This is a genomic window from Bradyrhizobium sp. CCGUVB14 (genome assembly GCF_024199935.1).
Lineage (GTDB): Bacteria > Pseudomonadota > Alphaproteobacteria > Rhizobiales > Xanthobacteraceae > Bradyrhizobium.
Genome location: NZ_JANADS010000001.1, coordinates 2,998,443 through 3,023,477, shown reverse-complemented (window position 1 = coordinate 3,023,477; position 25,035 = coordinate 2,998,443). Strand labels below are relative to the sequence as shown.

Annotated in this window: 23 protein-coding genes; 9 read left to right on the top strand and 14 right to left on the bottom strand. The window is 63.2% G+C overall.

All coding sequences use genetic code 11. The features are described from left to right. Positions 1 to 101 precede the first annotated feature (101 nt). The 8 genes from rpe to NLM32_RS13820 form a co-directional block, all read right to left on the bottom strand. Positions 102 to 839 carry a ribulose-phosphate 3-epimerase gene (gene rpe / locus NLM32_RS13855; RefSeq protein WP_254129529.1) on the bottom strand — a complete coding sequence of 246 codons (738 nt, stop codon included), beginning with the start codon at positions 837 to 839 and terminating at the stop codon, positions 102 to 104. After that, entirely contained in the window at positions 836 to 1,768 is a 933-nt protein-coding gene (cbbX, locus tag NLM32_RS13850) for a CbbX protein (protein ID WP_254129528.1), read from the bottom strand. The genes rpe and cbbX overlap by 4 nt, the downstream gene beginning before the upstream one ends. 99 nt (positions 1,769 to 1,867) lie before the next feature. Further along, positions 1,868 to 2,275, bottom strand: a complete 408-nt coding sequence (locus tag NLM32_RS13845) for a ribulose bisphosphate carboxylase small subunit (protein WP_254129527.1) — start codon at positions 2,273 to 2,275, stop codon at positions 1,868 to 1,870. A gap of 11 nt (positions 2,276 to 2,286) precedes the next feature. Continuing rightward, entirely contained in the window at positions 2,287 to 3,747 is a 1,461-nt protein-coding gene (locus NLM32_RS13840) for a form I ribulose bisphosphate carboxylase large subunit (protein ID WP_254129526.1), read from the bottom strand. Between the two features lie 31 nt (positions 3,748 to 3,778). Continuing rightward, a complete protein-coding gene (gene fba / locus NLM32_RS13835; protein WP_254129525.1) occupies positions 3,779 to 4,864 on the bottom strand; it encodes a class II fructose-bisphosphate aldolase in 1,086 nt (361 codons plus the stop codon). A gap of 14 nt (positions 4,865 to 4,878) precedes the next feature. Continuing rightward, positions 4,879 to 6,900 carry a transketolase gene (gene tkt, locus NLM32_RS13830; protein WP_254129524.1) on the bottom strand — a complete coding sequence of 674 codons (2,022 nt, stop codon included), beginning with the start codon at positions 6,898 to 6,900 and terminating at the stop codon, positions 4,879 to 4,881. A 13-nt stretch (positions 6,901 to 6,913) separates the two neighbouring features. Further along, positions 6,914 to 7,789 (bottom strand): phosphoribulokinase, encoded by an 876-nt coding sequence (locus tag NLM32_RS13825; protein ID WP_254129523.1) that lies wholly within the window; start codon positions 7,787 to 7,789, stop codon positions 6,914 to 6,916. 12 nt (positions 7,790 to 7,801) lie between these two features. After that, positions 7,802 to 8,839 carry a class 1 fructose-bisphosphatase gene (locus NLM32_RS13820; RefSeq protein ID WP_254129522.1) on the bottom strand — a complete coding sequence of 346 codons (1,038 nt, stop codon included), beginning with the start codon at positions 8,837 to 8,839 and terminating at the stop codon, positions 7,802 to 7,804. A gap of 120 nt (positions 8,840 to 8,959) precedes the next feature. Here NLM32_RS13820 and NLM32_RS13815 point away from each other — a divergent pair, with 120 nt between their 5' ends. Together NLM32_RS13815 and NLM32_RS13810 are read left to right on the top strand one after the other, a co-directional pair. Next, positions 8,960 to 9,937, top strand: coding sequence for a LysR family transcriptional regulator (locus NLM32_RS13815; protein ID WP_254129521.1), 978 nt, complete (start codon positions 8,960 to 8,962; stop codon positions 9,935 to 9,937). A 373-nt stretch (positions 9,938 to 10,310) separates the two neighbouring features. Next, positions 10,311 to 12,683, top strand: coding sequence for a TonB-dependent siderophore receptor (locus tag NLM32_RS13810; protein ID WP_254129520.1), 2,373 nt, complete (start codon positions 10,311 to 10,313; stop codon positions 12,681 to 12,683). A 59-nt stretch (positions 12,684 to 12,742) separates the two neighbouring features. Here the strand turns inward: NLM32_RS13810 and NLM32_RS13805 are convergent, their stop codons facing one another. The 5 genes from NLM32_RS13805 to NLM32_RS13785 all read right to left on the bottom strand — a co-directional run bounded on the left by NLM32_RS13805 (position 12,743) and on the right by NLM32_RS13785 (position 16,685). Further along, positions 12,743 to 12,940: a hypothetical protein gene (locus tag NLM32_RS13805; RefSeq protein WP_254129519.1), complete on the bottom strand. Its 198-nt coding sequence runs from the start codon at positions 12,938 to 12,940 to the stop codon at positions 12,743 to 12,745. 137 nt (positions 12,941 to 13,077) lie between these two features. Next, complete coding sequence (locus NLM32_RS13800; protein WP_254129518.1) at positions 13,078 to 13,497, bottom strand: DUF4118 domain-containing protein; 420 nt, start codon at positions 13,495 to 13,497, stop codon at positions 13,078 to 13,080. Between the two features lie 138 nt (positions 13,498 to 13,635). Further along, the gene (locus NLM32_RS13795) at positions 13,636 to 14,829 is read right to left on the bottom strand and encodes an MFS transporter (protein ID WP_254129517.1); all 1,194 of its coding nucleotides are present in this window, start codon (positions 14,827 to 14,829) and stop codon (positions 13,636 to 13,638) included. Between the two features lie 67 nt (positions 14,830 to 14,896). Next, positions 14,897 to 15,517: a TetR/AcrR family transcriptional regulator gene (locus tag NLM32_RS13790; RefSeq protein ID WP_254129516.1), complete on the bottom strand. Its 621-nt coding sequence runs from the start codon at positions 15,515 to 15,517 to the stop codon at positions 14,897 to 14,899. 181 nt (positions 15,518 to 15,698) lie between these two features. Then, positions 15,699 to 16,685 carry an N-carbamoyl-D-amino-acid hydrolase gene (locus NLM32_RS13785; RefSeq protein ID WP_254129515.1) on the bottom strand — a complete coding sequence of 329 codons (987 nt, stop codon included), beginning with the start codon at positions 16,683 to 16,685 and terminating at the stop codon, positions 15,699 to 15,701. Positions 16,686 to 16,936: 251 nt separating this feature from the next. Between NLM32_RS13785 and NLM32_RS13780 the strand changes: the two genes are divergently transcribed. The 4 genes from NLM32_RS13780 (at position 16,937) to NLM32_RS13765 (ending at position 19,722) form a co-directional block, all read left to right on the top strand. Beyond that, positions 16,937 to 17,161 (top strand): hypothetical protein, encoded by a 225-nt coding sequence (locus NLM32_RS13780; RefSeq protein ID WP_254129514.1) that lies wholly within the window; start codon positions 16,937 to 16,939, stop codon positions 17,159 to 17,161. A gap of 181 nt (positions 17,162 to 17,342) precedes the next feature. Then, the gene (locus tag NLM32_RS13775) at positions 17,343 to 18,347 is read left to right on the top strand and encodes a GlxA family transcriptional regulator (RefSeq protein ID WP_254129513.1); all 1,005 of its coding nucleotides are present in this window, start codon (positions 17,343 to 17,345) and stop codon (positions 18,345 to 18,347) included. 144 nt (positions 18,348 to 18,491) lie between these two features. Further along, the gene (locus tag NLM32_RS13770; protein WP_254129512.1) at positions 18,492 to 19,139 is read left to right on the top strand and encodes a helix-turn-helix transcriptional regulator; all 648 of its coding nucleotides are present in this window, start codon (positions 18,492 to 18,494) and stop codon (positions 19,137 to 19,139) included. A 256-nt stretch (positions 19,140 to 19,395) separates the two neighbouring features. After that, positions 19,396 to 19,722: a hypothetical protein gene (locus NLM32_RS13765; protein ID WP_254129511.1), complete on the top strand. Its 327-nt coding sequence runs from the start codon at positions 19,396 to 19,398 to the stop codon at positions 19,720 to 19,722. Positions 19,723 to 20,235: 513 nt separating this feature from the next. Here NLM32_RS13765 and NLM32_RS13760 read toward each other — a convergent pair. Next, on the bottom strand, positions 20,236 to 20,535 hold the full coding sequence (locus NLM32_RS13760; RefSeq protein ID WP_254129510.1) for a hypothetical protein: 300 nt from the start codon (positions 20,533 to 20,535) through the stop codon (positions 20,236 to 20,238). A gap of 1,185 nt (positions 20,536 to 21,720) precedes the next feature. On the opposite strand from NLM32_RS13760, the gene NLM32_RS13755 reads away from it, so the two are divergent. The 3 genes from NLM32_RS13755 to NLM32_RS13745 all read left to right on the top strand — a co-directional run bounded on the left by NLM32_RS13755 (position 21,721) and on the right by NLM32_RS13745 (position 25,004). After that, positions 21,721 to 22,044, top strand: a complete 324-nt coding sequence (locus tag NLM32_RS13755; RefSeq protein ID WP_254129509.1) for a hypothetical protein — start codon at positions 21,721 to 21,723, stop codon at positions 22,042 to 22,044. A gap of 516 nt (positions 22,045 to 22,560) precedes the next feature. Beyond that, a complete protein-coding gene (locus NLM32_RS13750) occupies positions 22,561 to 22,803 on the top strand; it encodes a PilZ domain-containing protein (protein ID WP_254129508.1) in 243 nt (80 codons plus the stop codon). Positions 22,804 to 24,347: 1,544 nt separating this feature from the next. Next, positions 24,348 to 25,004 (top strand): hypothetical protein, encoded by a 657-nt coding sequence (locus NLM32_RS13745; protein WP_254129507.1) that lies wholly within the window; start codon positions 24,348 to 24,350, stop codon positions 25,002 to 25,004. Positions 25,005 to 25,035 lie beyond the last annotated feature (31 nt).

Genomic DNA, 25,035 nt, shown 5'->3' with positions numbered 1-25,035 from the left:
TTGGCTTGTTCAACACTCTCCGTGGAACCCCGGAGAAATGTGGCACGCCTCGGCGCAACCGGAGCAGCGACGGCGGCATCACCGGTCTCATCATCCGTAGTCTACCGGATCAACGCACTCTCTCCGACCCGCATCGGCAGCGCGGAATTATCCTGCCGTTGCGGAACCCGGCCGGATTCCGCGGCAACGCGAATGGCCGCGATGTTGGCGGCATAATCGGCACTGCTTTTGCCGCGGAACACAGCGGAACCGGCCACCAGCGTGTCAGCCCCCGCAGCGGCGACAGCAGCGGCATTGTCACGCGTGACGCCGCCGTCGACCTCGAGCCGGATCGGCCGCTCGCCGATCATGCTTCGAATCCGCGCGATCTTCTCGAGCTGGGATTCGAGAAAGGACTGGCCGCCGAAACCCGGATTGACCGTCATCACCAGCACGAGATCCAGACGGTCGAGCACATATTCGATCGCGCTTTCGGGCGTCGCCGGACACAGGCTGACGCCGGCCTTCTTCCCGAGTGCGCGGATGGCCTGGAGCGAACGGTCGAGATGCGCCCCCGCCTCGGCATGGACGGTGATGACATCGGCGCCCGCCTTCGCGAACGCCTCCAGATAGGGATCGACAGGCGCGATCATCAGATGCACGTCGAACACCTTCTTCGTCACCGGCCGGATCGCCTTGATGACATCTGCGCCGAAGCTGATGTTCGGCACGAAGTGGCCGTCCATGACGTCGCAATGGATCCAGTCCGCGCCGGCCGCATCGATTGCCGCGATCTCGTCGCCGAGGCGAGCGAAATCCGCCGCCAGGATCGAGGGGGCGATCACGATCTCCTTGGTCATGGCTTTGCACTCCGCGCATCGGCTCCGCCGCTGAAGACACGGCTCGCCAGGACGTCTATGGGATCGATCGTCTCGAGGTCGGCGACGTCGAGCATACGATTGAGATCAGACACGAGGCGATCGGCCTGCCGCAGACGAATGCGATCGACCGCGTTGCGGATCGAGCGCGCATTGGAGAAGAACGGCTGGGTCTGGCGCAGCGCGATGTACTTCTCGAACGCCTCGCGCGCCGCAGCCGAAAAGCGATAGCCACGCTCCTTCAGCATCAGCTCGGCGATGACCAGCAGCTCGGCTTCCGCATAATCCGGAAATTCGATGTGATGGGCGATGCGTGAGCGGAAGCCGGGATTCGAGGCAAAGAAACTCGTCATGCGCTCGCCATAGCCGGCGAGGATCACCACAAGGTCCTCGCGCTGGTTCTCCATCACCTGGAGCAGGATCTCGATCGCCTCCTGGCCGTAGTCGCGTTCGTTGTCGGGCCGGTGCAGGTAATAGGCCTCGTCGATGAAGAGCACGCCGCCCATCGCCTTCTTCAGGATCTCCTTGGTCTTCGGCGCGGTGTGGCCGATATATTGCCCGACGAGATCGTCGCGCGTCACCGAGATCACCTGTCCGCGCCGCACGAAACCAAGGCCGTGCAGGATTTTCGCCATGCGCAACGCCACAGTGGTCTTGCCAGTGCCGGGATTGCCGGTGAACGACATGTGCAGCGTCGGTGGCGCCGAAGCGAGGCCGGCACGCTGGCGGATGCGCTCGATCAGCAGGAGCGACGCGATCTGGCGCACCCGGCTCTTGACCGGCTTCAGGCCGATCAGCTCCTGCTCGAGCTGTTGCAGCGTGTCGGTGATCCCGGCCGCTTCGGCCTCCTTGCGAAGATCGAAATGGGTCTCACCGCCTTCAGCGGCTGCTGCATGGGGAACGTCGAGCATGGGCACCTCGAAGAAAAGAGCTTCGCCGCGGGGGGATGCGGCGAAGCAGTGGTCCGCCAAGGAAACGGAGCAGGGAGTGCTCCGTGCGGAAGGGAGAGGCTATTGCGAGGCGTGGGCGGCCGGCTTGCGCACGGTGGTGTAGCGGATCGCGCGGCCGCCGACCTCCTGCCGCACCAGCTCGAACTCGGCTTCCTGCGGCGGACGGTTGACGAGGAAGGAGATCCGCACCGATTCCCAGCCGTGGCTCGAATCGAAGCCGCTGACACGGATGTAGCGATCGCCGTACACCCTGCGGCATTCGGCCAACTCCATCATCACGCCGGCGGCGTCCTGGAGATCGAACATCGGCAGGCCCCACATCTCCCAATAGGTGCTGCGGGGATGCGGGTCGTCGGTGAACTCGATGTTCACCGCCCAGCCGTTGGCAAGACAGTACTGCACCTGCTTATAGATCTGGTCGTCAGTCAGATCGGGCAGGAACGAGAAGCAGCCCTGGGTCAGTTTCATATTCTTTCTCCTCAGACGGTTTCCAGCGCCGTGGGCACGAAGTCCGGCGTGTCGGTGGATTGATAGTTGAAGGTCACGTCCTTCCAGACTTCGAGCGCCGACTTCAACGGCGTGCAGGTCTGCGCGGCCTTGGCGAGAATCTCCGGACCCTCGTGGACGTAGTCGCGCCCCTCGTTGCGGGCGAGGATCATCGCCTCCAGCGCCACGCGGTTGGCGATCGCGCCTGCCGCAATGCCCATGGGATGGCCGATGGTGCCGCCGCCGAATTGCAGCACGACGTCCTCGCCGAGCAGATCGAGCAGCTGGTGCATCTGGCCGGCATGAATGCCGCCGGAGGCCACCGGCATCATCTTGTTCAGGCTCGCCCAGGACTGGTCGAAGAAAATGCCGTGCTCGAGCCTGGTCGGATTGAAATCCTCGCGGCAGACGTCGTAGTAGCCGCGCGTGGTGTTGGGATCGCCTTCAAGCTTGCCGACCACCGTGCCGGCATGGATGTGGTCGACGCCGGCCAGCCGCATCCACTTGGCGATGACGCGGAACGACACGCCATGGCTCTTCTGCCGGGTGTAGGTCGAGTGGCCGGCGCGGTGCAGATGCAGGATCATGTCGTTACGGCGCGCCCACTTCGCCATGGACTGGATCGCGGTATAGCCGATCACGAGGTCGATCATGACGATGCACGACCCGAGCTCCTTGGCAAACTCCGCGCGCTCGTACATGTCCTCCATCGTGCCTGCGGTGACGTTCAGATACGTGCCTTTGACCTCGCCGGAGGCCGCCTGCGCACGGTTCACCGCCTCCATGCAATAGAGGAAGCGGTCGCGCCAGTGCATGAAGGGCTGCGAGTTGATGTTCTCGTCGTCCTTGGTGAAGTCGAGCCCGCCCTTCAGTGCCTCATAGACGACGCGGCCGTAATTGCGGCCCGAAAGTCCGAGCTTCGGCTTGACCGTTGCGCCCAGCAGCGGCCGGCCGAATTTGTCGAGCCGTTCGCGCTCGACCACGATGCCGGTCGCCGGCCCCTGGAATGTCTTCACGTAAGCGACCGGGAACCGCATGTCCTCCAGGCGCAGCGCCTTGAGCGGCTTGAAGCCGAAGACGTTGCCGATGATCGATGCCGAGAGGTTGGCGATCGAACCCGGCTCGAACAGGTCGAGGTCATAGGCGATGTAGGCGAAATACGAGCCCGGCGTGCCCGGCACCGGATCGACGCGATAGCACTTGGCGCGATACTTCTCCGCAGCGGTCAGGCGGTCGGTCCACACCACCGTCCATGTCGCGGTGGAGGATTCGCCGGCAACGGCGGCCGATGCCTCGATCGGGTCGACGCCCTCCTGCGGCGTGACACGAAACAGCGCGATGACATCGGTGTCCTTCGGCGTGTATTCGGGCTCCCAATAGCCCATGCGCGCGTATTCCATCGTGCCCGATCGATAGCGCTCTTTGCCGCGGACGGTTCCTGCGTGTGCATTCATGGCTCTCTCCTGCTCTTCTCTCTCTGAATGATTAGGCCGCAACGGGCTCGCGGGCACCGATGCGCGGATCAAGCTCTCCGGCGCGGTAGCGCCGCGCCATCTCGCTCAAGGGAACGACTTTGATTTTGCTGGCGTGGCCGGCGGTACCGAACTGCTCGAAACGATCGCGGCAGAGCTCGCGCATCGCATCCATCGCGGGTTTGAGGAATTTGCGCGGATCGAACTCGGAGCGGGTTTGCGCGGCCACTTTCCGGAACACGGCGGTCATGGCGAGTCGACAGTCGGTGTCGATATTGACCTTGCGCACGCCGCTCTTGATCCCGCGCACGATTTCTTCGACCGGCACGCCCCAGGTCTGCGGCATCTCGCCGCCGAACTGGTTGAACATGTCCTGCAGCGGCTGCGGCACCGACGAGGAACCGTGCATCACGAGGTGTGTGTTCGGCAGCCGACGGTGGATCTCCTCGACCACCCGCATCGCCAGAATGTCGCCGTCCGGCTTGCGGCTGAACTTGTAGGCGCCGTGCGAGGTGCCCATTGCAATGGCGAGCGCATCGACCTTGGTGGCGCGAACGAAGTCGACGGCCTGGTCGGGATCGGTCAGCAACTGGTCGTGGCTGACCTTGCCCTCGACGCCATGGCCGTCCTCCTGCTCGCCACCGCCATGCTCGAGCGAGCCGAGCACACCGAGTTCGCCTTCGACGGAGGCGCCGACCCAGTGTGCGAGATCGACGACGCGGCGGGTGATCGCGACGTTGTAATCGTAGTCGGCGGCGGTCTTGGCATCGGCCTTGAGCGAGCCGTCCATCATCACGGACGTAAAGCCATGGGCGATGGCCGACGCACAGGTCGCCTCGTCATTGCCGTGGTCCTGGTGCATGCAGAGCGGAATATCCGGATAGGTTCGCTCCAGCGCGTCGATCATGTGCGACAGCATGAGATCGCCGGCATAGCTGCGGGCACCGCGCGAGGCCTGGATGATGACGGGCGCATCGACCTCGGCCGCCGCCTGCATGATCGCGATGCCCTGCTCCATGTTGTTGATGTTGAATGCCGGCACCGCGTAGCCTTGGCTGGCGGCATGATCGAGCAATTGGCGAAGAGTGATACGGGCCACGAAGAGTCCTCCTGTTATTGCTTGCGAGCGCGGGCGATCGCCCGCCGGGCAGCTTCCGCGACGCCTTGCGGCGTGATGCCGAACTCGCGGTAGAGCACCGGAGCCGGGGCCGAGGCACCGAAGCCACGCATGCCGACGAACTCGCCCTCCGCGCCGATCCAGCGATGCCAATCGCCGACGACGGCCGCCTCGATGCCCACGCGCGGTGCCTTGCCGAGAACTGCGGCGCGATAATCGTCGGGTTGCTCCTCAAACAGGGCAAAGCAGGGCGCCGACACGACGGCGGCGCGGACATGCTCTGTTGCAAGCAGGCGAGAGGCTTCCAGCGCGATCGAGACTTCCGAGCCAGTCGCCATCAGCGTCACGTCGCGTCCGCCATCGGGCGAGACGATCACATAGGCGCCGCGCGCGACCCGGTTCCGGCCGCGGACATCGCTGCGGAAGGTCGGCAATGCCTGGCGCGACAGGCACAGCACGGAGGGACGATTCTCGGCCTCGAGCGCGCAATCCCAAGCTTCCAGCGTCTCGACCGCGTCGGCGGGGCGGAACACGAGCAGGTTCGGAATGACGCGCAGCGCGGCGAGATGCTCGACCGGTTGATGCGTCGGACCGTCCTCGCCGAGACCGATGGAGTCATGGGTCATGACATGGATGACGCGCAGTCGCATCAGGGCCGCAAGACGGATCGCGGGCCGGCTGTAGTCGGAGAACGCGAGGAACGTGCCGCCATAGGGAATGAAGCCGCCATGCAGCGCGAGGCCGTTCATCGCGGCCGCCATGCCGTGCTCGCGAATGCCGTAATGGATGTAGTCGCCGGCGAATGCGGCACGCTTGACCGGAACCTGCGCCTTGGCATGCGTCAGGTTCGAATGTGTCAGGTCCGCAGAGCCGCCGACGAATCCGGGGATCGTCCCCGCGATGCCATCGAGCACCTGCTGCGAGGCCTGCCGCGTCGCAAGCTTCGGACGCTCGGTCGCAAAGCGTTCGCGCAATTTCGCCGAGGCCTGGGCATAGGCGTTCGGCAGGGCAACCGACTTGCCCTCGATGAAGAGCTCACGCTGCTCGGGCGTCGCGTCTTCGTAGCGATCGAGCCAGGCCAGGCGATCCACCTGCCCGCGCTGCCCGATCATCCGCCACGCCTTCATCACCGGGATCGGCACGACGAAGGGCTGATAGTCCCAGCCGAGTGCCCGCCGTGCAGCCGCGGCCTGCTCGGTGCCGAGCGGCGCGCCATGCGCCTTCTCGGTCCCCTGACGATCCGGCGCGCCGTAACCGATGATCGTGCGGCAGGCGATCAGGGACGGCTTGGCGCTCTCGCGCTCCTCTGCGATCGCCTGCGCAACGGCCTCGGGATCGTGCCCGTCGACGCGGCGGACGGACCAGCCGGAGGCGGCGAAGCGCGCCAGTTGATCGTCCGAAGTTGCGAGCGACGTCGGGCCATCGATCGAGATGCCGTTGTCGTCGAACAGCACGATCAGGCGGCCGAGCTGGAGGTGACCTGCGAGCGAGATCGCCTCCTGGCTGATGCCCTCCATCAGGCAACCATCACCGGCGATCACATAGGTGAAGTGATCGACGAGACCGTCGCCATGCCGCGCGTTGGCCATACGCTCGGCGAGCGCCATGCCCACGGCCGTCGCGATGCCCTGCCCCAGCGGTCCGGTCGTGGTCTCGACGCCGGGCGTGTGGCCGTATTCAGGATGGCCCGGCGTCTTCGAGCCCCATTGCCGGAACGCCTTGATGTCGTCGAGGCTGACATCGCCGCCGGTCAGATGCAGCAGCGCATAGAGCAGCATCGAGCCATGGCCGGCCGAGAGCACGAAGCGATCGCGGTCCGGCCAGTTCGGATGTGCCGAGTCGAATTTGAGAAAGCGCGAGAACAGCACGGTCGCGACGTCGGCCATGCCCATGGGCAGGCCGGGGTGACCGGACTGCGACGTCTCGATGGCGTCGACCGCGAGGAAGCGGACGGCGTTGGCGAGATCGCTGTGCGCGACCGCCGTGAGGTCGGCGTCGGCATGAACCGAGATGTTCATCAGATCCTCCTTTTCACTTCAAGCTGCGCTTGCGCTCGATCAGCTGCATGATGAGCGGCGTCAGGATGAGCTGCATCGCCAGATCGAGCTTTGCGCCCGGACACACGATGGAGTTCGCACGGGACATCCAGCTCTGCGGCAGCATCGACAGCAGATAGGGGAAGTCGATCCCGCGCGGATTCTTGAAACGGATCACGACCATCGATTCGTCCGGCGTCGGGATCCAGCGCGCGATGAACGGATTGGAGGTGTCCACCGTCGGCACGCGCTGGAAGTTGATGTCGGTCTCGGTGAATTGCGGGCAGATGTAGTGGATGTAGTCCGGCATCCGCCGCAAAATGGTGTCGGTGACGGCTTCGGTCGAATACCCACGCGCGCTGCGGTCGCGGTGCAGCTTCTGGATCCATTCGAGATTGATGACGGGAACGACGCCGATCTTCAGGTCCGCATAGCGCGCGACGTTGACCCGGTCGGTGACGACGGCGCCGTGCAGGCCTTCGTAGAACAGCAGGTCGGAATTCTCCGGGAGCTGTTTCCACTCGGTGAAGGTGCCGGGCGCCGCACCGTGCAGCGCGGACTCCTCGGCGTCGTGGACGTAGTGCCGCGTCGTCGCAGTGCCGGTCTCGCCATAGTCGCGGAAGGCACGCTCGAGCTCCTCGAACAGGTTGGTGTCCGGGCTGAAATGGCTAAAGTGCTTGTTGCCGCGCTCGGCCTCCTGCGCCATGCGCACGCGCATCTCGGCGCGGTCGTAACGATGGAATGCGTCGCCTTCGATGTAGACGGCGTTGACCTTCTCGCGGAAGAAGATCTGTTCGAACGTCTTCTTGACCGATGTCGTGCCCGCGCCGGAGGAACCGGTGATGGAGATGATCGGATGCTTCCTGGACATGGGTCACCTCGCTCAGAGCCGGAAGAAGCCGCGCCGCGCGAACAGTGGCGCGGAGACACTGGCAACCAGCAGCGGATCGCAGTGCAGTTCGGCGACGCGCCGCACCTCGTTGCTGGAGCCCATCACCAGCGGCACGCGCTGGTGCAGGTTTTGCGCTGACAGATCGAGGATGCGCTCGCGCCCGGTGGAGGCCGAACCGCCGGCCTGCTCGATGATCATCGCCATCGGGTGCGCCTCGTAGACGAGGCGCAGGCGGCCGTCGCCATAGCCGGGCCGCGCGTCGGAGGGATAGAGGAACACGCCGCCGCGCGTGAGGATGCGATAGGTTTCCGCGACCAGCGAGCCGATCCAGCGCATGTTGAAATTGTGGTTGGCGGGCCCGTCGACGCCGGCGAGGCATTCATCGATGAAGGCGCGCACCGGCGGCTCCCAATGGCGGCGATTGGAGGTGTTGATCGCGAACTCCTCGCAGGCCTCGGAGATCTGCACGGCGCTGCGCGCGAGACGGAAGCAGCCGGCCTTGCGGTCGAGCGTGAAGATGTCGACGCCGTCGCCGAGCGTCAGCACCAGCGAGGTCTGCGGACCGTAGGTGACGAAGCCCGCGGCGAGTTGCGCCGAGCCGCGCTGATGGAAGGCGAGACCGAGATCGTCCGGCGCGGGCAAGATCGAGAAGATCGTCCCGACCGTCATATTGAGGTCGATGTTGGAGGAGCCGTCGAGCGGATCGATCGCGACGCAGATCCTGGCCTCGCGGTCGCCAATCTGAGGCTCGCGCATCTCTTCGGACGCCAGCGCCGCGATCGGCAGCTTGCCGAGGCAGCGGCGCAGGATCGCATCCGCCTGCACGTCGAGGTTACGCTGGACATCGCCGTCGCTGTTGCGGCCGGTGGTCAGGCCCGAGGCGTCCGCAAGATCACCGGTAGCGATGAGATCGGCGATCTCGATCGCGGCGGCCGCGATGGCGTCGACTGCAGCCGCCACGGCGAGCGCATGCGGCGCCGTCTCGGAGTGGCGTTGAAGGTGGTCGTCCAGCCTGAGTTGCCCGGTCATCTGCGTCCATCCCCTTGTGGGCGCCGCATCCAGTTCCCTCCCCGATGGAGGCAGGTCGCGGTCGTTCCCAGCACGAGGAGATTGACAGGGCCGGCTTAATAAGGAAAATTTCTATTCATAATGAGCGCCAAAGAATTTTCTTATAATGGCCCCGGCCATGCGGCGACCCAGCTCCGGCATCTGACCATCCGGCAGTTGCGCTCGCTCGCGGCGCTTTCGGCCAAGGGCAGCGTCACCGCCGCCTCGACCCAGCTCGGGCTGACCCAGCCGGCCGTGACCCAGCAGCTGCGGCAGCTTCAGGACCTCGCCGGCCTGCCGCTGGTGCAGCGGACCGGCGACGGCATGCTGCTGACGGAGGCAGGTCGCGAGGTGCTGGCGCTCGCCGAGCGCGTCGAGGCCGCGATCACGGACTGCCAGGGCGCGCTCGATCTGCTCGCGGGCAAGACCGGCGGCACGGTGCATCTCGGTGCGGTCTCGACCGCGAAATATTTCGTGCCGCATGCGATCGCGGCCTTCTCCAAGCGCTCACCGAAGATCGAGATCAAGCTGACCGTCGGCAATCGCGAGGAGATTCGCGAGGCCATGCACGGCTACGACCTCGATTTCGCGGTGATGGGTCGGCCACCGGCCGACGTCAGCGTCGATGTGCGTCAGCTCGGGCGCAATCCGCACATCATCGTCGCGCGCAAGGGGCACTGGCTGGAGAAGGATTCAGGCCTCAGCCTGACCGACCTCGTGCACGAGACTTTCCTCACCCGCGAGCCCGGCTCGGGCACACGCACGCTGATGGAGGGGATGTTCCAGAAATCCGATCTGGAGCCGATCATCGGCATGGAGATGAGCAGCAACGAGACCATCAAGCAGGCGGTGATCGCGGGTCTCGGCATCGCCTTCATCTCGGCGCACACGGTGGCGCATGAGCTCGCCGAGGGGCGATTGATCGTGCTCGATGTCGCGGGTCTTCCGATCGTCCGGCAATGGTACGTGATCCGCCGCAGCGACAAGGTGCTGCTGCCGCCGGCGCAGGCGATGTTCGATTTCCTCGGCTCGGAAGGCTCGAACTATCTGCCCGAAGTGCCCGATTTCGGCGAGCGGTAGCGCCGCCGGCGCTCAGGCCATCAGCTTCATCGCGACCGTCGCCGCCAGAACGACGATGATCTGGAGCAGGCGCTCTGTCGTGAAGATGCGGTTGAAGGTGGTCATCGCTCGCCCCGGCGGTCGTAGAGATCCGGGCCAGTTGCTAGCACACACGGCCCGCGGCGTAACTCCGTAGTCGTCACGGGTTCTGCGCGCACAGGGGATCGTTGGAACTCGAAATGTTTCGAACGATTCAAATCTGATGTCCCGGAATTGCTGAACGCCCAACGTGTTCATGCACGCAGTGACTTCGCGTGCACGGATGGGTCTTGCCCCGCATCCGGCCGCATCCTTGGGGAAATCGGGCGAGCTTTGAAGTGCAAGGGAGGGCGCGATGAACCGCATCGCAGCCGACGGAATTCTATTGCCTGTTGCCGGCCGCGGGGTTGCCCGCAGCGTGCTTGCCGTATTGATGACGTCAGGTGCGTTCTTCGCCAGTCCACAAGCCCTCGCGCAATCAGCGCCGGCACCGGGCGCAACCCTTCCTCCCGTCAACGTCACGGCTCCGGAGGCGCAGCGCCGCTCCAGTTCATCCGCGGCGTCGCGACGCTCGAGCGGCACGCGCTCACGCCGCACGCAGACGGCGCGCCGGCCGGAGACGACGCCCGCACCAAAGCCGTTCGCACCATCGCAGGATGCCCGCACCGGTACCGTCGGCTATTTCACCAACAGCACCTCCGTTGCCACCAAGTCCGACGCGCCGATCGTCAACATCCCGCAATCGCTGTCCGTCATCACCCACGAGCAGATCCGCGACCAGAACTACCAGGGCCTGACCGACGTGACGCGCTATGTGCCCAGCGTCGCCGTGCACCAGGGTGAAGGCAATCGCGACGAGCTCGTCATCCGCGGCGTCGATTCCAGCGCGAATTTCTTCGTCAACGGCTTTCGCGACGACGTCCAGTATTTCCGCGACATGTACAACGCCCAGAGCATCGAGGTGCTGAAGGGCCCGAGTGCGATCACCTTCGGCCGCGGGGCCGGCGGCGGGCTTCTCAACCGGACGCTCAAGGAGGCCGACGGCAACCGTGTCTACCAGGCGACCGCGCAGACGGGATCATGGGGCGACCGCCGCGTCTCGCTCGACGCAGGGCAAGCCATCAACGAGAACGTCGCGGCGCGACTGAACGTGTTTTACGAGGGCAGCGATGCGTTTCGCGACTTCAACCATCTCGAGCGCTACGGCATCAATCCGACCGTCACGCTGAAGCCGGACGACTTCACCAAGGTCAAGCTGTCCTACGAATATTACCACGACGGCCGCACCGCCGATCGCGGCAATCCCTCGCAGAGCCTTCCCGGCGGCGTCACCCGGTTCAATCCGACCACGCCGTTTGCCCCGAACGGAAACTTCCAGACCTTCTTCGGCAGTCCGAGCCTCAACACCGCGCAGGCTACGGTGCAGACCGGCATGGCGATCGTCGAGCACGATTTCCAGAACGGGTTGACGGTGCGTAACGGCACGATTGCGGCCGATTACCAGAAATTCTACCAGAACATCTATCCGACCGGCGGGGCGCTGGCGGGCGCCGTCAATCCGGCCGACACCGCGGTCAATCTCGGCGCCTATCAGCACACCACCAACCGCGACAATGTCTTCAACCAGACCGACTTCATCTACAAGGGCTGGACCGGGCCGGTCGCGCACACCGTGGGTTTCGGCACCGAGTTCGGCCGCCAGACCGGCGTCGACATCCGCAACACCGGCGTCTTCCCGAACGGCGCCAACACCATCGTCCAGAACCCGTTCGCGCCGACCTATTTCGGGCCGGTCAACTTCGTCCACCACTTCACCGGCACCAATACCGACGGCGTCACCACGCCGGACTCCAACAGCAAATATGGCTTGAACATCGAGTCCGGTTACTTGCGCGACACCATCGAATTTTCGCGCGCACTCCAGCTCATCGTGGGCACGCGGTTCGACCGGTTCGAGATGTCGGCGCTGGACATGAACACCAACATCAACCGCGCCCGCACCGACAATCTGGTGTCGCCGCAGGCGGCCCTGATCGTCAAGCCGATCGAGAGCATGTCGATCTACACCGCCTACAGCATCTCCTACCTGCCCGCTTCCGGCGATCAGTTCTCCTCGCTCACCGACGGCACGCTGATCCTGCAGCCGCAGAAATTCGAGAACACCGAGGTCGGGATGAAGTGGAACATCAACCCGAAACTGCTGTTCTCGACCGCGATCTACAATCTCAACCGCACCAACCAGCCGATCGCCGACGGCAACAATCCCGGCTTTTTCTTTCCGTCCGGCGCGACGCTGACGCGCGGCTTCGAGGCGAGCCTCGTCGGCAACGTCACCGATCAATGGCAGTCCTCGCTGGGCTATGCCTATACGGATGCGAAGATCACCAGCGCGACATCGGCAACCGTCGTCGCCGGCAATCGCGTGCAGCTCGTGCCGTACAATCAGTTTGCATGGTGGAATAAGTACCAGTTCACGCCCGTGTGGGCGGCGGCACTCGGCATCATCTATTTCGGTGATTCCTTTGCGTCGTCAGACGACACCGTGCGGCTGCCGAGCTTCGTGCGCTTCGATGCCGGCGTCTACGCCACGATCGATGCCAATTGGCGCGCGCAGCTGACGGTCGAGAACATCTTCAACAAGGGATATTGGGCCTCGGCCGACGGCAACAACAACATCTCACCCGGCCAGGGGCGCACGGTGAGGGTTCAGGCGAGCTACAGGTTCTGAACTCGTCTCGGGCGACGTCAGCGATCCCTTCGCTGACGTTCGCGCCGGATGGTTAACGCTTAGGCCGCGAGCGGCGTGGCGTAATCGGCGCGCGCGGCGAAATAGGCTTCCAGCTCCGACAGCGCGCGGGCTTCCCACTCGCTGGCCTGCGCCAACAGCGACCAGCGCTGGCCCGGCCGAAACGCCGCGGTCTGGCGATAGAGCGATGCGATGCCACGGTAGCGGCGCACGTTCTCGAAAATGGCGTGTCCGTTCATGTCGAAAACTCCCTCGTATTCCCACGAGGGAAATTGCGGCCAAATCTTTTTCGAAAAGTTAGCGGCGCGATCCAGCTGTGTGGATGGTTGCCGGACTGTTGCGCGAGCGCAACGCACGCGCTCGGTGCAGCACCTGATTATTGCGAATTCGTTGCCGCGCTCTCACCCGGCGACTTCAATCCACCGCGGCCGTTGATCGTCATGCTCGCGCGGCAGAGATCGGCAAGGCCGATCAGGAGCACGGCGAGCAGGCAGAACAGATTAATGGAATCCGCGTTCGCGCTGGACAGCGGCGTGAACTCGAAGAAGGGCGGAATGAACGCCCACCACACCAGCGGCACGGTGAGCAATGCGGCGAACACCGCAGCCGGTGCACCCGCGACGAGGCCGAGCACGAACAGGCTGGGGAGGAACGCTGCGAAATAGAGCTTTGCGCCGAGCGCGACGCAGACACCTTGGAGCGCAGCCGACGCTGCGACGACGATAAATCCGAGCAGAAATGCCTGCCACGACCATGGCCGTACTCGCGGTACGCCATACAGTCCCGCACGCCTCATAGGGCCTCCCTGCGGCTGTTAACCCGGCCGCTTGCGACCAAAGTACTACAGCTGCAGGGAAATCGCGAGGTGGAAATTGCATCGGCCGGGCCGCCGTAACCGGACCTTGGTAAACGGCGGCGCCGCACAATCGTACCGCTATTCAGCCGCCGCGTAGATCAGGCTGGCAACGGGCAGCGCAAGGCCAATGGCCGAGGCCAGCGTCCAGCCGCCTTGCGCGAACGCCCAAGCGCCGAGCCCCGATCCCGCCGCACCGGCGGCGAAGAACGTCGCCATATAGAGCCCGTTGAGGCGGCTGCGGTGCTCGTGCCCGAGCACGAAGATGGCGCGGAAGCCGAGCACGACATTGCCCTGCACGCCGAAATCGATCGCGATCGCGGCCGCGACCAGACAGGCGAGGTTCAGCATCGATCCGGCTGCGCCGACATGCGTCACCAGGAAGCCCAGTGCAACGGATAGCATCGCGGCGATCGTGGCGACGCGGCTATGGCCGCGATCGGCGAGCCGTCCTGCGATCGGTGCCGCGAACACGCCGGACACGCCGGCGAGCGCGAACAGCGCGATTCCGCGCTGGGTGAAGCCGAATTGGCTCGCGAGCTGGAGCGGTACCACCGTCCAGAACAGCGTGAAGGCGCCGAACAGGCCGGCCTGGTAGAGCGCGCGCCGCCGCAACAGCGGCGTGGTGCGCACCAGATGCGGCATCGACAGCAGCAGCTCGCCGTAATGCATGCGCGCCACGGGCTTGCGTTTCGGCAGCGTGAGACGCAGCACGATCGCGAGCACGATCATCAGCGCCGCCGAGCAGAAGAACACCGCATGCCACGACAGCGCCGCTGCGACGAAGCTCGACACCGGCCGCGCCAGCATGATGCCGAACATCAAGCCGGTCGAGACGTTGCCGACGACACGGCCACGAATGGCCTCCGGCGCAAGGTGCGCGGCATAGGGAATGATGATCTGCACCGCGACCGAGCCGAGCCCGATGAACAGCGCGGCGATCAGGAACGGCAGCGCATGGGTCGCGAACGCGGCCGCGAGCAGCGCCGCCGCGCCGAGCGTGATGACGGTGCAGATCAGCGTGCGGTTCTCGACGAGATCGCCGAGCGGCACGATGAACAGCAAGCCCGTGCCGTAGCCGATCTGCGTCATGGTCACGATCAGGCCGGCGGCCGCGTGCGACAGGCCGAGCGCGGCGCTGATGGGGGCGATCAGCGGCTGGGCATAATAGATGTTGGCGGCGACCATGCCACAGGCCGCGGCAAGCACGAAGGTCAGTCGCTGCGACACCGCATCCGGTTCGGGGGCGGCGTCGATCGTGGCATTCATCGTCATTCCAAGCTCTCCGACACGTCGTCGTCTCCAGATATAGGAAACGATCATTTCCTAATTTGACAAAACTTCAGGCAAGCAGCTTCATCGCGACGCCGAGCAGACGCTCGTCGTCGAGCGGCAGACGCACCTTGCCGACGACGCGCAGGCCCTGCGTCATGCAGATCATCAGCCGCGCGGTGTCGTCGGCCTCGACATGGTCCGGGATGGAGCCGTCGGCCTGCCCTTCGCGAATGAGGCCCGCGATGAAATTCTCGTTGGTCTTGAGCTGCGCCGAGACGCGCGCGCGCATCGCCGGATCGACCGCCGACAGCTCGACCGCACTGCCGACCACGATGCAGCCGCGGCGGCCCTCGCTGCCCTGGGAGTGCTCGACATAGGACGACAGCACGTTGAGCACCCGCTCGCGGCCGTTTGCACCCCGCGCCGCTGCGGCCCGGGTCTGCTCCCGGCGCACCGACACATAGCGCTCGAAGGCAGCGACGAACACGGCATGCTTGTCGCGAAACGCCTTGTAGACGCTGCCGGTGGCAAGCCGCATCGCCGCGGTCAGCTCTCCGATCGAGGTGGCATGATAGCCACGCTCGCAAAACACCCGGATCGCGCCGTCCAGCGCGGTGTCCATGTCGAACTCGCGGGGACGGCCGGGTGGATTGGGGGCAGGCTCGGCTTTGCGGGCGATCTTTTGCATTGCATCGTATTAGGGAATGATTGTTTCCGAATAAAGACACAGGGTTGTGATTGGAGGCCGAGACCAGCGGCCACAACCCCGGTGTCGTCCTGGCGAAAGCCAGGACCCATACCGCGAGGTCTATCGATTTGAGGAGATATCAGTCTCGCCCAACCACTCTTCGCCAACCCCCTCCCTGGGGTTATGGGTCCCGGCCTTCGCTGGGACGACGACTGAGGGTGTGTACAGCCGTCCCATCCGCCATGGTCGCCACGCCCTTCCGTTCAACGATCATCCCATATGCCTGCGGCTGGCGATGAACATCGAAATTGAAGATCGTGCGCTTGTAGGAATTGCAGAGATCGAGATCGCAGCGGGCGATCGCGAGCTCGTCGCCCTTGGTCGTGCATCGCGCGACGATCTCGCCGGACGGCGCGATGATGCAGCTGCCGCCGATATGGTCGACGCCCTCTTCCACGCCGGCCTTGGCGACACCGACCACGAAGGTGCCGTTCTGGTAGGCGCCCGACTGCATCACCAGATGATTGTGGAACAGCGAGAGATCGTCATGCTCGGGCGCGGGCGGATTGTGCACCGGCGTGTTGTAGCCGATCATCACCATCTCGACGCCCTGCAGGCCCATGACCCGATAGGTCTCGCTCCAGCGGCGGTCGTTGCAGATCGCCATCCCCATCACGCCGCCGAATGCGTCGACCACGCCGAAGCCGCTTCCCGGCTCGAAATAGCGCTTCTCCAGATGCTGAAACTTGCGCCAAGGCTCGTGCTCGGCGTGGCCGGGCAGATGGACCTTGCGGTATTTCGCGACGATCGCGCCGCTTTTGTCGACGAGGATCGACGTGTTGTAGCGGTGAACGAGTCCAGCCTCGACCGTCAACTCGGCATAGCCGAGGCAAAATCCGATGCCGCTCGCGCGCGCGAGATCGAACAGGGCTTGCGTCTCCGCTCCCGGCATCTCGCGCTCGAAAAAATTGTCGATCGCGGCCTGGTCCTCGAAGTACCAGCGCGGAAAGAAGGTGGTGAGCGCGAGCTCAGGATAGACGATCAGATCGCAGCCATTGGCCTTGGCCTGGCGCATCAACGCCATCAGGCGCGCCACCACCTCACGCCTCGTCTCGCTCCTCGCGATCGGGCCCAATTGGCCGGCCGCCACAGTCACACATCTCGCCACGAATCGTCCCTCGTTCGTTTTCCGGATCGACCGGGTCCATCATCGTGCCCGCGCCAACGACGGTCGCGCCCATGCAGATTCCACGCCTGTTGGAGCGGTTGCCTAAGGATGAGCCGGTGCGCTCAGGTATTCCAGGAACTTTCGTTGCCAATCTGCAACGGTTCCCCACGATCTAACACCGGACAAAAGAAACGCCCAATGCGGCCACGAACCCTGCTCACAACGCCGTGAGACAATTCAGGGGAACGACGATGCGTGCACAACGCGTTTGGAACGTGAATGGAGCCGCCAGCATCGGGCAGCTTCAGTCCAGATTGGACGATTTGAACAAGCGGCTGAACCAGCTCGAAAACCAGCATCCCGAGAGCTGGAGGGTCGAAGAGCTGAAATCGAGCGCGCTCAGCCTGTCGCGGGAGATCGACGACATCCGCTGCGCCGAGGCCACCGCGGCCTTGCGGGAACTGCTGCGAAAATAAGATAGCAGGCGGCGCAACGGATTCGTGATCCGCCGCGCGCCCGGCTTTGTGCACAATCCAGCCACATCTTGGACGTTCATTACGGGCCTGCACGTCTCGGGAGCGAGCGCGCGCTCGTCCTCGCGATGGCGGGACACCGGCCTCAAGATCGTGACCGCACATCGCAGAAATTGACCACGCCATGAGCACGCCCGCTTCGGCCAGCCCGGAACGCCACATCGTCGTTCTCGTCTATCCGAACATCATGGCCATGGACGTCTGCGGCCCGATGGAAGCCTTCGGCATGGCGAATGCGCTGGCCGGGCGCGGCCTGTACCGTCTGTCGGTCACCGCCGTAAGCACCGATCCGATCTCGACATCAGTGGGATTCTCCATCGTTCCCAACTCCGCGCTCGCCGATCTCGACGGCCCGATCGACACGCTTCTGGTCGCAGGCGGATATGGCCACGTCGCGGCGCTCAGCGACCCCGCCCTGGTCGGCTGGCTGCGCGAAGCAGCTCCCAAAGCGCGACGACACGGCTCAATCTGCACCGGTGCGTTTCCGCTCGCGGCATCCGGCCTTCTCGACGGCAAGCGCGCGACCACGCACTGGGCCCTTGCACCGTCTTTCGCGCAGAATTTTCCGGCGACGACGCTCGAGATCGACCGCATCTTCGTGCGCGATGGCCAGACCTACACGTCCGCGGGCATCACGGCCGGGATCGATCTCGCGCTTGCCTTGATCGAGGAAGATCACGGGCGCACCTTTGCCCTGCGCGTGGCCCGCAGCCTTGTGGTGTTCCTGAAGCGCCCAGGGGGACAATCGCAGTTCTCGACACATCTCCAGGCACAATTCAGCGCGGTTCCCGCCCTCCGCAAGGCGCAGGAATGGGCACTCGCGCACCTTGCCGAGGACCTCAGCGCAGAAGCGCTCGCAGCTCATGTCGGGATGAGCGAGCGGAATTTTCGCCGGTTGTTCGTCGACGAGCTTCGCGAGACCCCGCGCGAATATGTCGAACGGATCCGGCTCGACGAAGCGCGGCGTCAGATCGAGGACACCGATCTTCCCGCCCAGACTGTCGCAAAACGGTGCGGATTCGGCACCGTGCACAGCCTGCGGCGCGCCTTCGTCCGTCAGCTTGGCGTGACCCCGCAATGGTATCGCGCACAGTTTCAGAAGAACGAAGCGGCGCGCGACGGCACCTGAACTTCAGGTTGCACTTTTTGGCCGGATTTACTCCATCTTTGGCCAGGACTGCACACGCGGTGCGGTGGCCGGCGCCGGCGTTTCGTTGTTTAATCGCGACATTGCCCCGCCGCACGTCGCGGCGTCGAAAGGAGCGCATGCGAGATGCGCACCAGTGAAATTGTAAATCTTTTTCCGGATACCGATTTTCACGCCGTACCGGCGGTTCTGGACCATCTTGCGGCCGGCGTGGCCCTGCTCGATCGCAGGCTCCACGTTCAGTTCGCCAACAAGGCCTTCCGTGCCATGACCAATGACGGCGCGCTGGCGTTGCGCGGCCGGACGCTGTCGAGCGCATGGCCGGCCTCGGCACGGCAGTTCGATCGCATGACCCGCTCGGCGCTATCGGGCGCGCCCGGCGGCACGATGGCCATTCCCCATCCAGGTGACGGGCGGCTCATCACCATTCTCGTGGCGCCGGCGCAGAGCCGCGCGCGCGATGGCCTTGCGGGTCTCGGCGATCACGACAGCGCGGCGATCATCTTTATGCTCGATCCCGCCCGGCCACCAGCGTTGCCGCCGCAATGGATCATGGACGCCTACAGGCTGACCAAGGCGGAGGCGCAGGTCGCGCTGCAGGCCTCGCTTGGCCACTCCGTGTCGACCATCGGCATCCGGCTCGAGATCTCGCCGAACACGGTCAAGACCCATCTGCGGCGGGTGTTCGCCAAGACCGGCGTCCGCGGCCAGGCGGAGCTGGTGGGCCTGCTCTCGGCGCTGCGGTCGGTGCGCGGGGACGAGAGCGGGGCTTGAGAGGCCGCATCGATCCGATCGACGCGGACGATTCGGCCGGCATCCAAGGAACCAACGCGCAGCCCCGCCATTCTCCATGGAGAGCATGGAGCAAAAATCATGACCAGGCACCTGACGCGAGCCGATCTCGCGCGCGGTGTGGCCGGCGCGGTTTCCACGCTGGTCCTGTGCGCGACGATGGCCTTCACCATCGCGCACCACTTCGCGTTGTAAGAATTTGGCGTTGTGAAGAATTTGGCGCTGTGAGGAAATTCGCATGATGTCCGCCCCCGAGGAGTCGGTGAGACTGCAAGGTTTTGGCGAGATGACGTTGCGCACGGCGATCGCGACGGTGATGCTGCTTGCGCCGCGCGAACGCGCCGAGGCCGCGATCTTCCGCGTGCGTGACGGCGTGCGTCTGGCCGCGAGCGAGATCGCCGAGCTGGCGTCGGAATGGGGCATCGCGCCCGCGGCCGAGATCAGATCGCCAAGGCTCGTCCCCGACCCGCGCTGGTCCGACATCGTGCGCGGCATGGTGCGAGAGGCCCCGCTGCCGTCGCTGATGGTGGCGTTTTTGCTGGGCGTGCTGGTGACGCGCAGGTGATCACGCGCGCTCGCTGCGACACACTCGCGTGACTGCAGCGCATGTTTGCCGCGAAAACCAGATGCGGCCGTTGTTGCTCGCGAAATCGCGATCTTCCTGCAGGGAACGCCCGAACGCAGCAGGGATTGGCTCGCTGTCGAAACCTGACATGGAGACAACCATGACACGCATGAAACTACTGAGCGCGGCCGCACTGATGATTTTGCCGCTCGCTACTGCAAGCCCCAGCCTCGCAGCCGGACGCGGTCCCGGCGGGTGCACCCCCGCGAGCGGCGACGCTGTCGGCGCCGCCGGTCCGGCCATGAGCGGCGGTCAGTTGATGGCCGGCGTCGGTCAATGCCGACCCATCGGTAGTTGGCATCAAGCCAACACCTACGGCTATTGGGGGCCCGGTTACGGATATGACCAGCCCGGCTGGCGCGCTCCGGCTTACGCACCCCACGAGTACTGAGGCCACCACCGAAAACCACAATGGCGCGGTCGATCTCGACCGCGCCGTTTGCGTTGGAGATGCTACGCGCGACGACAGCTACCGCGCTCTCTCAGTCTCTCGATCCATTCACCGCTGAGACCATCGAGGACATCGTCGATCGGCCAGTCGGGTGACGTCTCAACCAGATAAAGCAGTGACCAAGCGAGCCCAAAACAGTCATCAGGGCCAAAGAGCCGGACCAAAGCCCTTGCCTCATCCTTGGTAACGGGCGTTTGCACACCGGCAAGCAAAGCTTCCTGCTCCCGCAGCACTGGCGCCTTGGCCAAACTTGAACTCGGGAATGGACCGAGCTGAACAAGGCGCTGAATCGCTGGCTGCATCACCGTGTACTCCGGTGCATTTCCGATCAGCCCATGTCCGCGAGACAGTCGAGCGAAGCCACTAGGCCTCTGGCCTAGCCCGCGAGGCCGGACCGTCAATACCGGCGAGCGACAAGCCATGCCACGCGCTCAAGCCGCCCTGCGAGGGCCAAATCGGCCGTGGACCCGCCCTCAAAATCGTTGCAAAAAGGAACCCCGAGGCGCTGGCGGCCGGTCCGCCAAGCCTCTGGAAAACGTCAACTTTTGGAAGAATGGTCGGAGTGGCAGGATTCGAACCTGCGACCCCTGCGTCCCGAACGTAAATAGCAAGCGAAAAGATCAACAAAAACAATGAAGTTTGCTCTCGGTTGGCCACCTTTATCGCCGTTTGTTCACGGGGTTTCGGTGGTCAATCGGTGGCCAGCTTCCGGTCTATTCGAATTGATGAAAACCCGAAGAAATGATGCTTCGGTTCAGTCAAAATCGACGCCAATTGTAGAACGGCGACACTTCCGTTCGGGTTGGATCGCATGCGCTCGAGAAGGCCGCAGTCTACCTACCTTACTCAACGAGTCTCCAACTCTCGGAGCCCTTGGGTGTTCCATGGATGGATACACCTAGACGTCGCCACACAACCGCGGATCGCCTTTCCAAGTTGTGTTTGAGAACAGCACTCGAACACCTGAAGAACGCGGTATGATAAAACTGTTCTCATCCAGAGAACGGTTTGCTTTAAAGACCTGGTATCGGAAATCGCACTCGCCGGGAGAGAACGGCGGTATTTTTTGTTGCGTTCGGCGCGGTCCCGTCTCGCTGGACCCTTCCCGGAAACAAAGCCTAGCTCTGCACAAGCTGGGGCTTTTCCATTTTCCGAAAGAGACAGGAACGAAGGTCTACCAGCGAGGCTCAGTTGGATTGGTCGGAGCTTCGTATTCGTCTGCGAATTGCCACTACGCCTGCGTGCTCGGCCATTCAGCTGAACGCATTCCCTAGCTATCGGCGATCTCGCGACAACTCGTACATTGAGGTCGCTTGCCGAGCAATATCAAGCCCAGGCTGAGGCCTTGGGGCACGCAGAGACACTCTTCGCGAAGATTGGCCTGCCGTGACAGCGCCGGTCCCTTCCGCTATCCAAAAGTTGTGCTTATTCTCCGCGATGGGCCCGAATCGGCTGGAGCAATAGCCTTCGGGAAAGGGGAAACGCCTATGACCGACCAGGCGAGAGAGGCCATCGAGCTTCTGCTAAAGAACCGCCAGTCGGACAATCGGCAATCTTATCTCGTGCGCGGTCGCAGGCTTAAGCAGCTATCGGCGAACGATCTCTGCAAGCTCTGGGCGGAGCAGATGAACCGCTGGGCCAATGACTCGATCTTGTTCGACCAGAGGGCCCTCAACGACGTTGGCGTAGAGATGGGATTGCGCGAGATACCGCCGCCTCTCGAACAGATCGCAGAAGCAAGACAGAGAATTCTCGCGAAATCGGGGAGCGCCCTAGCAACGATCGTCGCGAGCCACCAGCATACGGATTAATGATCGCACCCTTCGATACTCCTTAAGCGAGGCCGCAGCTCACGTGCAATTGGCGGCGCTCTGATGCGGCTGTTCTCGCTTAAATGGTCACTTTACCAATCCTCTAAAGATTCCAAGAACCAGCTTTCCTAACCGTCCGGCAATCCCAGCCAGCTACTGAACAGGCAAAAGATAAGAGAGTGCCGCGGTGTTTGATGTAATCAGGATCCTGCTTCTGTTGGCCTGCGCATATGCCGGCTCGGCAGTCGCAGAGATACAGTTGAAAGCGTCCGTTCCCTCCCTCGCGATGCGCGACCATGGTTGATCAGCCTGACCTTACGTCAGTTCACGCTCGCGCCATCTGTGACGAGATCGGCACGAGGCTGAGGTGCATTCTTCGATCGGACCAAGACGACCTACCTCCCGGGCTGCGAAATCTTGTCCCTCGTTTGGGCGGGTAGACCATGATGGGTTGTCGAGACTTCCGATCGTTGAAGATATGACCAAGCCGCTGTTAGACGCAGCCTAGGTTTCATCATGTATGAGCGCCGCGCAACAGAACGCAAAGAGATCGACGAAGTCGCTTATATTGCAGGCGACGGATCGAGCATTTGCTGCCGGGTCGTGAACATCTCACCGGGCGGGGCGGCCATTGAGGTACCCAATCCGTCCCGATTGAGACTTCGATTCAAACTCATGCTTGAAACAGACCGTATCATTAGGGAGTGCCGATTGATCTGGCGATCCGGAGACCGTATCGGAGTGTCGTTTCACGACTAGCATCCGACAAGACCTGTTCGCCTGAAATACTCTGATACGGCGTTGCTAGAGCGCTCCCCACGATGATACGCGCTAAGCGCGACGATGTATCTTGACCCAACAAAAATGAAAGAGGCCGCCAACTGAGGCGGCGATTATTCGTCCCAAACACGATCGCCGCAATCGCATTCGAATGCCCGAACGAGTGCGTGCCGATCTGGGAAATGCACCACTCCGACTAACTTCAACGTCGCGCCACAAGCGCGGCATTCCCGGTTTGAACTGTCTTCAGTCTCCCCAATTTTCTCAGCTCTGAATATTTCCATCAATGATCCCCGGCACATCTCACCTAGCACCCATTCCTGAGTTTCTGGGATAAGCGGAGATTGCGAACGCAGGCCACTCTTGTTTGCAAAAACAGGCGACTGCGCTCGGAAACAGGCCAGTACCCAGAGCCAACATAGATCGAACTGATTGTTGCACGCTTCTATTGCGCGAGCATCGCTTCGAAGATGTCTATACCTTGACAAGGTTATTTTTCAATCGGAAGTATCGCTGCTGCTGGCCCTTCGGCGACGCCGGCACTTCGCACGAGGTCTTCTTTGCGCCTCAGGAGCGATCCTAGCTCTCGACAATCGGACGTTACCGCCGCCGTCTCGGAGCCGTCCACCTGAGCAGCGCTAGAATCATGGGCTTCCCGGCGTAAGCTTCCTCGCCTTTCGCCATCGCTGCAGATTCACCGCCGCCTAGCATCGATACTGGACAGCCTCCGCGCGGCCTTCTTTTTTGCGTGTCGCTCACCGCGAGGGCACCTGCGTACAGGAACGGCTCCAAGCTGCAACGCGTTGGGAAGCGTTGGCAGGAGGACGGACGGTGATAGTCGCCGGCCCCACAGCGAACCCCAAAGTTCGCCGCAGGAGCCGGCGGTCCTCGGGTAAGGTTGATCAGTTAGGTTGAGTCATTGGTTTTTTGCACTCCCTCGGCTACCTCTGCCTCGCGCCCCACAGCCCCGGCGCAACACCCCAAAAGGCAGCCTTAAGGGCTGGCGGCCCGAGGTGTCCCTAATCGTCGGATTTTGCGGCATGGTGTAATTATTCTGAGCCCTCCTTGAAATTATGTGCTTAGTTTTTCACCCATTTATTTGAATTATAATTTGAAGGGGCTGGAATGAAAAAACTCCTTCTTGGAGCGGCCTAGGCGCTGCTCGGGTCGATCAGCGCTAGCCCAACCGCTGGGTCAGCTGCGGGCACGATGGGTAGCGCGACCGTGACTTACTCCGGTGAGAGGTGGCCTCGGGCCGGCGGCCCAAAGGCGGTCGCCAACCCCTGTCATCAATCTGTCACTTCGTGGCGTTCGCAGCCCCTTTTCGGAATGGGAACCGCGAAGACCGCCGGGTTAGCCCAAAGGATCGCCTACTGCCGCGCCAATACGCGGCGGTCGAGAATTGCCGCTGCGGGAAAAAGGTGCCGGGATATCAAAATAAACTATTGCTTAATAGTTAATCACTCGCGTAAGTTGTTGCTGCGTAGAAAAGTTCAAAACAAAATGAATCTGGGGCATCGGAAATGAACTGCAAAACGCTGGCGGCCGCCGCCGCCATACTGATTACTGGGTTGAGCTGCGCATCGGCAACTGTCGTGAACGATACGACCCTCACGGCGGGATGGCATAACGGCACAGGTACAGTCGACGGCCATTTCACGGTCGACCAAGAGAATGGCGTCGAGCTGGGACTACGCGCGGGAATTCGCTTCATCGGACCGATCACGCCCTCCGGCAACATCTACGTTGCACCGGTGAGCACGCCCGGATCAACACTTGCCCTGTGGAATTTCGAATATTCCTACGACCCGGGGACTAACTCAAATACGTCGACCACGATTACTATCAAAGACAGTCTTGGTCATTCGCTCGCGGATATCCCGCTCGATCTCTTTTCCGACAATACCCATGTCGGAACAGCGTCGCAGAATAGCGAGAACATCGGCTTCCTTCCCTTTTCTCTCGGCTTGTTCGATCCAACCGTAGCAGCGATTTATTTGATCGACCTAGCGACAACGAGCAACAGCACGGGTGCTACGCTCGCGTCTGTGAACATTCAGGTGAACGTTGGTGCCGTCCCCGAGACCTCCACCTGGGCAATGATGATCCTCGGCTTCTGCGGCGTGGGCTTCATCGCGTATCGTCGTCGAAACCAAACGTCTGCGCCCACTGCGGCCTAAAATGGACATTCATCAAGAAACAAAGACCGCC

What these genes read in the sequence shown, in the direction of transcription:
- NLM32_RS13845 (WP_254129527.1), bottom strand. Translation starts at nt 2,275, where the DNA reads ATGAAACTGACCCAGGGCTGCTTCTCGTTCCTGCCCGATCTGACTGAC.
- NLM32_RS13800 (WP_254129518.1), bottom strand. Translation starts at nt 13,497, where the DNA reads ATGAGGCGTGCGGGACTGTATGGCGTACCGCGAGTACGGCCATGGTCG.
- NLM32_RS13790 (WP_254129516.1), bottom strand. Translation starts at nt 15,517, where the DNA reads ATGCAAAAGATCGCCCGCAAAGCCGAGCCTGCCCCCAATCCACCCGGC.
- NLM32_RS13755 (WP_254129509.1), top strand. Translation starts at nt 21,721, where the DNA reads ATGACCGACCAGGCGAGAGAGGCCATCGAGCTTCTGCTAAAGAACCGC.
- NLM32_RS13825 (WP_254129523.1), bottom strand. Translation starts at nt 7,789, where the DNA reads ATGTCCAGGAAGCATCCGATCATCTCCATCACCGGTTCCTCCGGCGCG.
- rpe (WP_254129529.1), bottom strand. Translation starts at nt 839, where the DNA reads ATGACCAAGGAGATCGTGATCGCCCCCTCGATCCTGGCGGCGGATTTC.
- NLM32_RS13820 (WP_254129522.1), bottom strand. Translation starts at nt 8,839, where the DNA reads ATGACCGGGCAACTCAGGCTGGACGACCACCTTCAACGCCACTCCGAG.
- NLM32_RS13770 (WP_254129512.1), top strand. Translation starts at nt 18,492, where the DNA reads ATGCGCACCAGTGAAATTGTAAATCTTTTTCCGGATACCGATTTTCAC.
- cbbX (WP_254129528.1), bottom strand. Translation starts at nt 1,768, where the DNA reads ATGCTCGACGTTCCCCATGCAGCAGCCGCTGAAGGCGGTGAGACCCAT.
- NLM32_RS13805 (WP_254129519.1), bottom strand. Translation starts at nt 12,940, where the DNA reads ATGAACGGACACGCCATTTTCGAGAACGTGCGCCGCTACCGTGGCATC.
- NLM32_RS13810 (WP_254129520.1), top strand. Translation starts at nt 10,311, where the DNA reads ATGAACCGCATCGCAGCCGACGGAATTCTATTGCCTGTTGCCGGCCGC.
- tkt (WP_254129524.1), bottom strand. Translation starts at nt 6,900, where the DNA reads ATGAACATCTCGGTTCATGCCGACGCCGACCTCACGGCGGTCGCGCAC.
- NLM32_RS13765 (WP_254129511.1), top strand. Translation starts at nt 19,396, where the DNA reads ATGATGTCCGCCCCCGAGGAGTCGGTGAGACTGCAAGGTTTTGGCGAG.
- NLM32_RS13760 (WP_254129510.1), bottom strand. Translation starts at nt 20,535, where the DNA reads ATGCAGCCAGCGATTCAGCGCCTTGTTCAGCTCGGTCCATTCCCGAGT.
- NLM32_RS13815 (WP_254129521.1), top strand. Translation starts at nt 8,960, where the DNA reads ATGAGCGCCAAAGAATTTTCTTATAATGGCCCCGGCCATGCGGCGACC.
- NLM32_RS13750 (WP_254129508.1), top strand. Translation starts at nt 22,561, where the DNA reads ATGTATGAGCGCCGCGCAACAGAACGCAAAGAGATCGACGAAGTCGCT.
- NLM32_RS13840 (WP_254129526.1), bottom strand. Translation starts at nt 3,747, where the DNA reads ATGAATGCACACGCAGGAACCGTCCGCGGCAAAGAGCGCTATCGATCG.
- NLM32_RS13795 (WP_254129517.1), bottom strand. Translation starts at nt 14,829, where the DNA reads ATGACGATGAATGCCACGATCGACGCCGCCCCCGAACCGGATGCGGTG.
- NLM32_RS13780 (WP_254129514.1), top strand. Translation starts at nt 16,937, where the DNA reads ATGCGTGCACAACGCGTTTGGAACGTGAATGGAGCCGCCAGCATCGGG.
- NLM32_RS13745 (WP_254129507.1), top strand. Translation starts at nt 24,348, where the DNA reads ATGAACTGCAAAACGCTGGCGGCCGCCGCCGCCATACTGATTACTGGG.
- NLM32_RS13775 (WP_254129513.1), top strand. Translation starts at nt 17,343, where the DNA reads ATGAGCACGCCCGCTTCGGCCAGCCCGGAACGCCACATCGTCGTTCTC.